10 protein-coding genes are annotated in these 8,424 nt (G+C 55.6%); 3 read left to right on the top strand and 7 right to left on the bottom strand.

The window, feature by feature from the left end; all coding sequences use genetic code 11:
• On the top strand, positions 1–364 hold a 364-nt coding region (locus ACOMDU_RS13020; RefSeq protein WP_421130601.1), incomplete at its 5' end, for a hypothetical protein.
• 51 nt (positions 365–415) lie between these two features.
• Here the strand turns inward: ACOMDU_RS13020 and ACOMDU_RS13015 are convergent.
• Positions 416–646 carry a hypothetical protein gene (locus ACOMDU_RS13015; RefSeq protein WP_421130600.1) on the bottom strand — a complete coding sequence of 77 codons (231 nt, stop codon included), beginning with the start codon at positions 644–646 and terminating at the stop codon, positions 416–418.
• On the opposite strand from ACOMDU_RS13015, the gene ACOMDU_RS13010 reads away from it, so the two are divergent.
• Together ACOMDU_RS13010 and pepD are read left to right on the top strand one after the other, a co-directional pair.
• Entirely contained in the window at positions 645–1,163 is a 519-nt protein-coding gene (locus tag ACOMDU_RS13010) for a cytosine permease (RefSeq protein ID WP_421130599.1), read from the top strand. The genes ACOMDU_RS13015 and ACOMDU_RS13010 overlap by 2 nt on opposite strands.
• 12 nt (positions 1,164–1,175) lie before the next feature.
• A complete protein-coding gene (pepD, locus tag ACOMDU_RS13005) occupies positions 1,176–2,627 on the top strand; it encodes a beta-Ala-His dipeptidase (protein WP_421130598.1) in 1,452 nt (483 codons plus the stop codon).
• Between the two features lie 143 nt (positions 2,628–2,770).
• On the opposite strand, the gene ACOMDU_RS13000 is transcribed toward pepD, so the two are convergent.
• From ACOMDU_RS13000 to asnS, 6 genes are all read right to left on the bottom strand, one after another.
• Positions 2,771–2,926: a hypothetical protein gene (locus ACOMDU_RS13000; protein WP_421130597.1), complete on the bottom strand. Its 156-nt coding sequence runs from the start codon at positions 2,924–2,926 to the stop codon at positions 2,771–2,773.
• Between the two features lie 17 nt (positions 2,927–2,943).
• A complete protein-coding gene (locus ACOMDU_RS12995; protein WP_421130603.1) occupies positions 2,944–4,467 on the bottom strand; it encodes a PepSY domain-containing protein in 1,524 nt (507 codons plus the stop codon).
• The gene (locus ACOMDU_RS13865) at positions 4,364–4,708 is read right to left on the bottom strand and encodes an anti-sigma-I factor RsgI family protein (protein WP_476718551.1); all 345 of its coding nucleotides are present in this window, start codon (positions 4,706–4,708) and stop codon (positions 4,364–4,366) included. The genes ACOMDU_RS12995 and ACOMDU_RS13865 overlap by 104 nt, the downstream gene beginning before the upstream one ends.
• Before the next feature lie 526 nt (positions 4,709–5,234).
• Positions 5,235–5,714 carry an RNA polymerase sigma factor gene (locus ACOMDU_RS12985; RefSeq protein WP_421130595.1) on the bottom strand — a complete coding sequence of 160 codons (480 nt, stop codon included), beginning with the start codon at positions 5,712–5,714 and terminating at the stop codon, positions 5,235–5,237.
• 196 nt (positions 5,715–5,910) lie between these two features.
• Positions 5,911–6,555 carry a MarR family transcriptional regulator gene (locus ACOMDU_RS12980; RefSeq protein WP_421130594.1) on the bottom strand — a complete coding sequence of 215 codons (645 nt, stop codon included), beginning with the start codon at positions 6,553–6,555 and terminating at the stop codon, positions 5,911–5,913.
• A gap of 449 nt (positions 6,556–7,004) precedes the next feature.
• Positions 7,005–8,399, bottom strand: coding sequence for an asparagine--tRNA ligase (gene asnS, locus ACOMDU_RS12975; protein WP_421130593.1), 1,395 nt, complete (start codon positions 8,397–8,399; stop codon positions 7,005–7,007).
• Positions 8,400–8,424 lie beyond the last annotated feature (25 nt).

Genomic DNA, 8,424 nt, shown 5'->3' with positions numbered 1-8,424 from the left:
CAAGGGCATCACCAGCTTCTCCATCAACGGTGTGGCCGGCGCGGTGAACAACAGCACCAATACTATTACCATCACCATGCCCCGCGGCACAGATGTGACGAAGCTGACCCCGGTTATCGCCACCAACGGCGTCAAGTCCCTAACGCCCGGTAACGGTGAAACGGTGGACTTCACCAATGCCGTGACCTACACCGCCGCCATGGAGGATGGCAGCAGCAAGACCTATACTGTCACGGTCTACGTGGACAAGGGGACGCTGGCCGATCAGTTCTGGGATAAGCTGACGGATTTCGCCACCCAAGTTCCCTGGTGGCAATATGCCGAAAAACAGCAGAGCACCAGCAAGTATCCCAAGTATTGGTAAGTAGTTTTCTCTACGCAAGGGAGGCTGCCGGCGTTGCCGGCAGCCTCCTTCTTATTTTCCATCCTTCGCTGCTACGAACCAGCGGCCTTTTTCAAACCAGAGATAACTCTCCCTGCCCCGTATGCGGCAGGTATATCTCTTTTGGCAGGCTGCGCGGCGCACGTCCAGTATCTTGTCGATATGATATCTGCGCATTTCGTCAAACTCGATCTCGATAGGACGCATCTTCCCGTTGGCGTCAAAATGCACTGTCACCGGCACATACTTCTTTTCAAGTTCCATGGATATTCCCCCCATCGTTGCCATGCTGGTGCTGATTCTCGCCACTTGGACCACCAATACCGGCAACGCCTATATGTCCGGTCTGGCCGCCTGCAAGATGTTCTCCATCAAGGACAGCAAGCGTCCTCTGGTCACCATGATATGCGGCGTACTGGGCGTCATTATGGCGATTGCAGGTCTGGCGGATTTCCTGAACACCTATATCAGCATTCTGGGCGCGGTGGTGCCTCCCATCATGGGCGTCGTTATCTGCGACTACTGGGTCATCTGCAAGGCCAAGAAGGAGAACTGGTCTCCCGTGCGCGGCATCAACTGGATCGGCATCATCGCGTGGGTCATCGGCGGCGGCTTCGCGCTGCTGGAGACGCTGGGCGTGGTGACGGTGTTCTCCTCCGCACTGGACGGCGTGATCATCGCCTTCGTGGCCTACTGGATCCTCTATTCCCTGCTGAAGAATACCAAGCTGGCCGGCTCCGGCGATATGACTATCGAAGAAGCCGGCTCTGTCGCACAGTAAGGAGTGTTTGCTATGAGTAAAGACAAAGCGTTAGATATTGTATTGTCCGAATTTCTGGAGCTGGCAAAGGTTCCCCGCCCCTCCCATCACGAGGAGCGTGTCAGCGAGTACCTGTTCCAGTGGGCCAAAAGCCATGGCATGGCCGTGGAAAAGGACAACATGAATGAGATCATCATTGACAAGCCCGCCTCCCCCGGCTGCGAGAATGTACCCCGTGTGATCTTTCAGGCACACATGGATATGGTCTGCGTATGCGAAGAGGGCGTCACCTACGATCCTATGAACGACCCTATCAAGGTCATCAACGATGGTGTGACCCTGACCGCAGACGGCACCAGCCTGGGTGCCGATGACGGTATCGGCGTGGCGATGTGCCTGTACCTGCTGCAGGACGACACCCTGCGTCACGGCCCCATCCGCGCCATCTTCACCACCAACGAGGAAGACGGCATGGGCTCCATCGCCATTGACCCCAAGTATCTTGACGGCGGCTATCTGGTCAATTTGGATTGGGAAACGCTGGGCTCACTGTGCAATTCCTGTGCCGGCGGCGACTTCTTCAACTACAGCCACAAGGCCGAGTGGGAAAAGCCTATTGTGGGCTGCAAGACACTGACCATTTCCCTCAGTGGTCTGCTGGGCGGTCACTCCGGCGTGGGGATCAACAAGGGTCACGCCAACGCGCTGGTCAGCATCGCTACGTTGCTGGCTATGCTGCGACAGGGCGGCGTCAGCTACCGCGTGGCCTCCTTCAGCGGCGGTCAGGCGAAGAACGCCATCCCCGCATTTGGCACCGCCACCATTGTTCTGTCTGCCACCGAGGAGGACAGGGCCAAGGCTATCATTGAAACCTTCCGCGCAGAGTTCGTGGAGGCTTTTGGCAACATCGAATCGGATATGGTGTTCACCACCACCTTCGGTGATACCGCGCCCGACCGCGTACTGACAGGGGAGGTTGGTTATGGTATGGTAGGGCTGATGACCACGGTTCCCAATAACGTACATACCATGAGTCCGTTCATTGACGGGCTGGTAGAAAGTTCCGCCAACTTGGGTGTGGTGTCCGTGGACGAGGATATGGTGCGCTTCACGGTGTTTGCCCGGAGCAGCGTTGCCTATCAGGCCACTCAGATCGGTGTGATCTGCAGCGCACTGGCCAATAGCTTCGGTTTCACCTTCGACAGCGAGGGTCATGTTCCCGGCTGGGCGGTCAATCCCAACAGCAAGCTGACCCATATCGCTTGCGAGGCCTACAAGCATCTGACCGGCACGGATATGATCGTGGAGCCGGTACACGCCGGCGTGGAGTGCGGCGCCTTTGCGGAGAAGAATCCCCACCTGGACATGATCTCCGTTGGTCCGACGCTTCTTGACGTGCATACGCCCAATGAAACCTGCAAGATCGAGGACGTCAAGATCACCACCGAGCTGCTGATCGAAATCCTGGAGCGTATCGCCAAATAAAAAGGCTTCATCTTACTTCCAATTTAGGCTACTTTCGACCATTGTCTCCTTACAGGTCAGGAGCCGGACTGCGTGATACGCGCAGTCCGGCTCCTGACAATTTATGTATGCCGAAGTATGCTCTATATGACCACCTGTTGATTTCACGGCTTCTGTATCGCGGCCAATGAGTCCATGAGCGAATGGAAGCCATCTTCTCCCAGCATGGCCGCGGCATCGAACGGGATGTCTTCAGAGGTCATAATAGCCGGATCGCCGCCGGGCATATCCTCGCCCACTGCGGGTACGCACTTTCTCAAAAGGCCCTTATCGTGGGTTAACCTATTCTGCGCTGCTTGGAATCGGAATTCTGAGACGTGTCCGGCACAGTCTCGGACTCCTGACGGGAAAACCAGTCGCTTTTCTTCCCGATAATTTCCCCGGATACTGCATCGACCTTGTAGGAATACGCACACTTGTCCGTGTAGAACTCAAGGATATAGCAGGGTTTGCCAGAATTGCGGCTCAGCTCCTCCCTGGTGAACACGATTTTTTGCGCTGTCTCATCCAGCCCCGCGTCCTCTAATGCGATCTGCTTTGCCTTTTCCAAGCCGATAAACTCCGGGGCAGGGGGAATGATCTTATCGCAGGTCTTATCCATGATCACACCCAAAACCGCGTCGATTTTGTAGGTCCAGCGAGCAGAGGCACTTTCAAAGGCGAAGTAATAGTAGGGCGACTTGATGCCGCCGGCAACCAGCGTTTCCTCGGTAAAGGTGACCTTTTCGCTGACCCCGGCGTCGTCCAGTGCGATTTTCTTCGCGTCCGCCAGAAGAATGAAGTGGTAAGTCTCCATGATGCTGCCGTTCTTAGCGTCTACCTTGTAGGAATACTGCTTCTTCGCGGTGTAGAACTCAAGGATATAGCAGGGCTTGCCCGAATTGCGGCTCAGCTCCTCTCGGGTGAACACGATTTTCTGCGCTGCCTCATCCAGCCCTGCGCCCCTCAGGGCGATCTGCTTTGCCTTTTCCAAGCCGATAAACTCCGGAGCAAGGGGAATGATCTTATCGCAGGTCTTATCCATGATCACGCCCAGAACGGCGTCAATTTTGTAAGTCCAGCGAGCTGAGTCACTTTCAAAGACGAAGTAATAGTAGGGTGACTTGATGCCACCGGCAACCAGCTCCTCTGTCGTGAAGACCACCTTCACATTGACCCCGGCGTCGTCCAGTGCGATTTTCTTCGCGTCGGCAAGGGTGATGAACCTTCCGGCGTAGATGATGCTACCGGTCTTTGCATCGATCTGGTAATGATACTGGTTCGTTCCGGTATAGAACTCCAGGAGGTAGCAGGGTTTGCCCTGATTGCGGTTCAGCTCCTCTCTGGTGAACACGATCTTCTGCGTCAGCTCATCAAGCTTCGCGTCCCTCAGTGCAATCTTTTTCGCTTCCTCCAAGGAGATGAACTTCGATACGCAGATAGAAGAAATGCCGGAGACCTCTTGGAATTTAAGAAGCTCGTCCAACGACATGCGGGCAACCTCGTCCGTGGGCAGCCCGGTTTTGTTTGCTGCGGTGAGGATCCAGTCGGCGCGGCCAAGGGAAACATGGAATTCCTCGGCGATCTTCGCCACTTCGGCGTTTTCCGTCAGTTCGGAGTGGAAAACCAGCGTGCCGACGGCATCGGTCTGCTCCAGGGCCTGCTGGATCTCCGCGGAGAGCGATGCCTTTAGCTCGGCGTTCGCATCAAGACGGGAATCAAAAGAGATCAGAACCGTCGCTTCGCCGTTTTCCATGTATCCGCAGGCCTCGTAGGCGGCGACCGTGCGCGTTAGAGCGGTCTCGACACTCTGCTTTCCCAGCGCAACATCGCTGAGCGCATTTTCCGCATCGCTGTTCAGACTGCGGANCCGTCGCTTCGCCGTTTTCCATGTATCCGCAGGCCTCGTAGGCGGCGACCGTGCGCGTTAGAGCGGTCTCGACACTCTGCTTTCCCAGCGCAACATCGCTGAGCGCATTTTCCGCATCGCTGTTCAGACTGCGGATGCTCTTGACGGCGCCGCTCTTGGCAATCGTATATTCCACGCTGGGGTTGACATCCATTGTGAAGGTGCCTGCTGTCGCATTGCTTCGGATGGCATGTGTGGCGATGCCGGTACAGAGAACCAGTGCAAGGCAGGCAGCCATTGTTCCAAGCTTGGCCCAACCGGGCTTTCTTTTGGTATTTGCTTCGCTTTCCGCGTCAGCGATAAGCTCGTCATTGATCTTTCCGATCGAACGAAGAAGAACTTCGGTTTTCATAGCATAATTCCCTCCTTTTCAAGAAATCGTCTTANCCGGGCTTTCTTTTGGTATTTGCTTCGCTTTCCGCGTCAGCGATAAGCTCGTCATTGATCTTTCCGATCGAACGAAGAAGAACTTCGGTTTTCATAGCATAATTCCCTCCTTTTCAAGAAATCGTCTTAGTTCGTTTCTCATACGGAAAAGCAAAGACGTCACCTTGCTCTCGCTCATTCCGTATGCGTCCGCAATATCCCGTATTGCATAGAGATGATAGTATCTGCGGACAAAAATGTTACGGTTCAGCTTGGGCTTTGCATACAGGAAGCGGTCAATGGCGGCAGCCAACTCATTTTCTTCGATGGTCTGCTCCACAGTCGTNTGCATAGAGATGATAGTATCTGCGGACAAAAATGTTACGGTTCAGCTTGGGCTTTGCATACAGGAAGCGGTCAATGGCGGCAGCCAACTCATTTTCTTCGATGGTCTGCTCCACAGTCGTTTCCGAAGGAACGCAGGCTTCCAACTCAGACAGTGCGAGGACTACTTGTCCGTGTCCGCGTTTTTCGGCAGTATACCGCTTATAACGGTTCAGAGCGAGGTTGCGCGTGATTTTCCCTAAGTAGATCGACAAACGGCTCGGACGCTGCGGCGGGATCGAATTCCATGCGCCGAGATATGTGTCGTTGGCACATTCCTCCGCATCCTCTTTGTTACGCAGTATGTTATATGCAATCGTGTGGCAGTAGCTCCCGTACTTTTCTGCGGTGGCGGCAATCGCGCTCTCGTTACGCGCCCAGTACAATTCTATGATCTCATGGTCTCTCATTGCGCCCTCCTTTCTTTCTGCGTAAAGGCCTTTCACCTATATAGACAACAAAAATCGCCGTTCATTGCGTGGACAGGAAAACTTTTCTTCAAGCTTATCATATCATGCGGGAGCGGCGATTTCTACCGGTCTGAAAGTGCTGGCTTATCATGGTACAGAGGATTCTCGGTCACTTTGGGTTCTTGTGCAGTCTTTTTCATCGTTCGACCTCCTTATTGCCGCGCATCTTCGTCGGGTGCAATCTGAGTTCAAAGTGATAGACTTCCTGTGCGTCACCGCAGGTGACCACCAACTGAAGCCACCGGCGCAGAGGAGGCCCCCCTTCTATCGTAACCTCGCAGTCGTCGGATAATGGTAATAACATATATTTGGATTTAGCGCATGAAGCGCACGGCAGTCCTTGTGCCACAAGGATTTCTCGCATCTTTCGCTCGATTCGATGGCGGTTCATTTCTGAAACGCTACCGGCCTCATTTGAATCGATGGGTGCCGCTATGGTCAGGGCAGTTTCCTCCTGAAGCTCCAGCTTGATGCCAAGGCTCATGGCGATCTCTTCCTTGTCCACCACGATGTCAGAAATTTGGAACATGGTGGAGAGATAGTTCTGGAGATAGATCGTAGTGCCATGTGTGCCGGGGAAGGCTGCCAGTTGCAGATAGCCCCGTTCAGCCATGCGCTTGAGGTGTCGGCCGGCAGTTGCCTTAGAGACGCCCCAGCGGGAAGCCAGCTCCGCATAGCTGACCAGCGGGCAGCCTGTACCGTTGCGGAGATAGACCACCGGCCCGACGTCTGAACCGAGGACTTGCGGATCGTTATAGACCGTGTTCAGCCATAGATCCAATACGGCGTCCATCTCCGAGCAGTGACCGGCACTGACCAGTTCTGTGGCCGTAGAGACAGGGAAGAAGAAAAAGCCGGTATCCTTCTGACAGGGCGCATTGTAGTCGAGAATCGTGTTGTGACGCCGCCACCCGCGAATCTTGAATTTGACCAGCTTACCATGTCCGAGAACAAGAAAACTGATAAGCCCTTTCTTTTACAGTCCCTCCAAAGCGGCCAAGGTCTGGCGGCGGAAGCGAGTGCGGAAATACCGGGACAATTCCTCCACAGACATGATCCATTCGCCGGGGTAGATGGTGTAACTAATGCCATCAATGCGTTTGTATGAGGTGCGGAAGTTGGCATAGGCGCATAGCACGACAAAACAAATAAATATCCCCCGGCCTAGCCGGGGGATATTTATTCGTACAGATAAAAAGAGCACCCTATGGGTGCTCTTTTGGCTTTCGCTTAAAATTCCGCGTTGCCCACCGTGCGGGGATGCAGCTCCACGTCGCGGATGTTGCTGACGCCCGTCAGGTACATCACCATGCGCTCGAAGCCCAGGCCGAAGCCCGCGTGGCGGCAGGAACCGTAGCGACGCAGGTCGCAGTACCACCAGTAATCCTCCGGGTTCATGCCCAGCTCACGGATGCGGCTCTCCAGCAGCTCCAGGCGCTCCTCGCGCTGGCTGCCGCCGATGATCTCGCCGATGCCGGGCACCAGGCAGTCTGCCGCGGCCACGGTCTTTCCGTCATCGTTCAACCGCATATAGAACGCCTTGATCTCCTTGGGATAGTCAGTGACGAACACGGGCTTCTTGAATACCTGCTCGGTGAGATACCGCTCGTGCTCGGTCTGAAGGTCGGTGCCCCACTCCACCTTGTAGTCGAACTTGTCGTTATTCTTCTTCAGGATCTCCACCGCGTCGGTGTAGCTGACCCGGCCAAAGTCGCTGGACGCCACGTGCTCCAAACGCTCCTTCAGCCCCTTGTCCACGAAGCTGTTGAAGAAGTCGATCTCCTGGGGGCAGCGCTCCAGCACCCGGCGGATGATGTGCTTGATCATGGCCTCGGCCACATCCATGTCACCGGCCAGGTCGCAGAAGGCCATCTCCGGCTCGATCATCCAGAACTCGGCGGCATGGCGCTGGGTGTTGGAGTTCTCCGCACGGAAGGTGGGGCCGAAGGTATACACATCGCCGAAGGCCATGGCGAAATTCTCCGCATTCAACTGGCCGGACACCGTCAGGCTGGTTTTCTTACCGAAGAAGTCCTGGGAGTAGTCCACCTGCCCGTCCTCGGTCTTGGGGACGTTGTTCAGATCCAGGGTGGTCACCTGGAACATCTCGCCGGCACCCTCGCAGTCGCTGCCGGTAATGATGGGGGTCTGTACATACACAAAACCCCGGCTCTGGAAAAACTCATGCACCGCGTAGGCCGCCGCGGAGCGGACGCGGAACGTGGCGGAGAACAGGTTGGTACGGGGCCGCAGGTGCTGGATGGTCCGCAGGAATTCCACGCTGTGGCGCTTCTTCTGCAGGGGGTAATCCGGCGTGGACTTTCCCTCTACCTCGATGCTGTGGGCTTTCACCTCCAGGGGCTGCTTGGCATCCGGCGTCAGCACCACGGTGCCCTTGACGATCAGCGCCGCGCCCACGTTCTGTGCGGCGATATCCTTATAGTTGGCCAGCTCCTCGGCGGACATGACCACCTGCAGGTTCTTGAAGCAGGAGCCGTCGTTCAGCTCGATGAAGCCAAAGGTCTTCATGTCGCGGATGGTGCGTGCCCAGCCGCACACGGTCACGTCCTTGCCGCCCAGGGACTCCTGATCGGCGAAGATCGCGGCAATTCTCATTCGTTCCATATCATTCTCACCTTTTCTATGTTCT

It is taken from the genome of Vescimonas sanitatis, assembly GCF_049060325.1.
Taxonomy (GTDB): Bacteria; Bacillota; Clostridia; order Oscillospirales; family Oscillospiraceae; genus Vescimonas; species Vescimonas sanitatis.
Note: the sequence above shows the minus strand (reverse complement) of the source record. Positions and strands in the feature narration are given on the sequence as shown.

Bases quoted from the DNA above. Each gene is read 5' to 3' on its own strand.
- ACOMDU_RS13010 (WP_421130599.1), top strand. From the start codon at position 645: ATGGATATTCCCCCCATCGTTGCCATGCTGGTGCTGATTCTCGCCACT.
- ACOMDU_RS13015 (WP_421130600.1), bottom strand. From the start codon at position 646: ATGGAACTTGAAAAGAAGTATGTGCCGGTGACAGTGCATTTTGACGCC.
- pepD (WP_421130598.1), top strand. From the start codon at position 1,176: ATGAGTAAAGACAAAGCGTTAGATATTGTATTGTCCGAATTTCTGGAG.
- asnS (WP_421130593.1), bottom strand. From the start codon at position 8,399: ATGGAACGAATGAGAATTGCCGCGATCTTCGCCGATCAGGAGTCCCTG.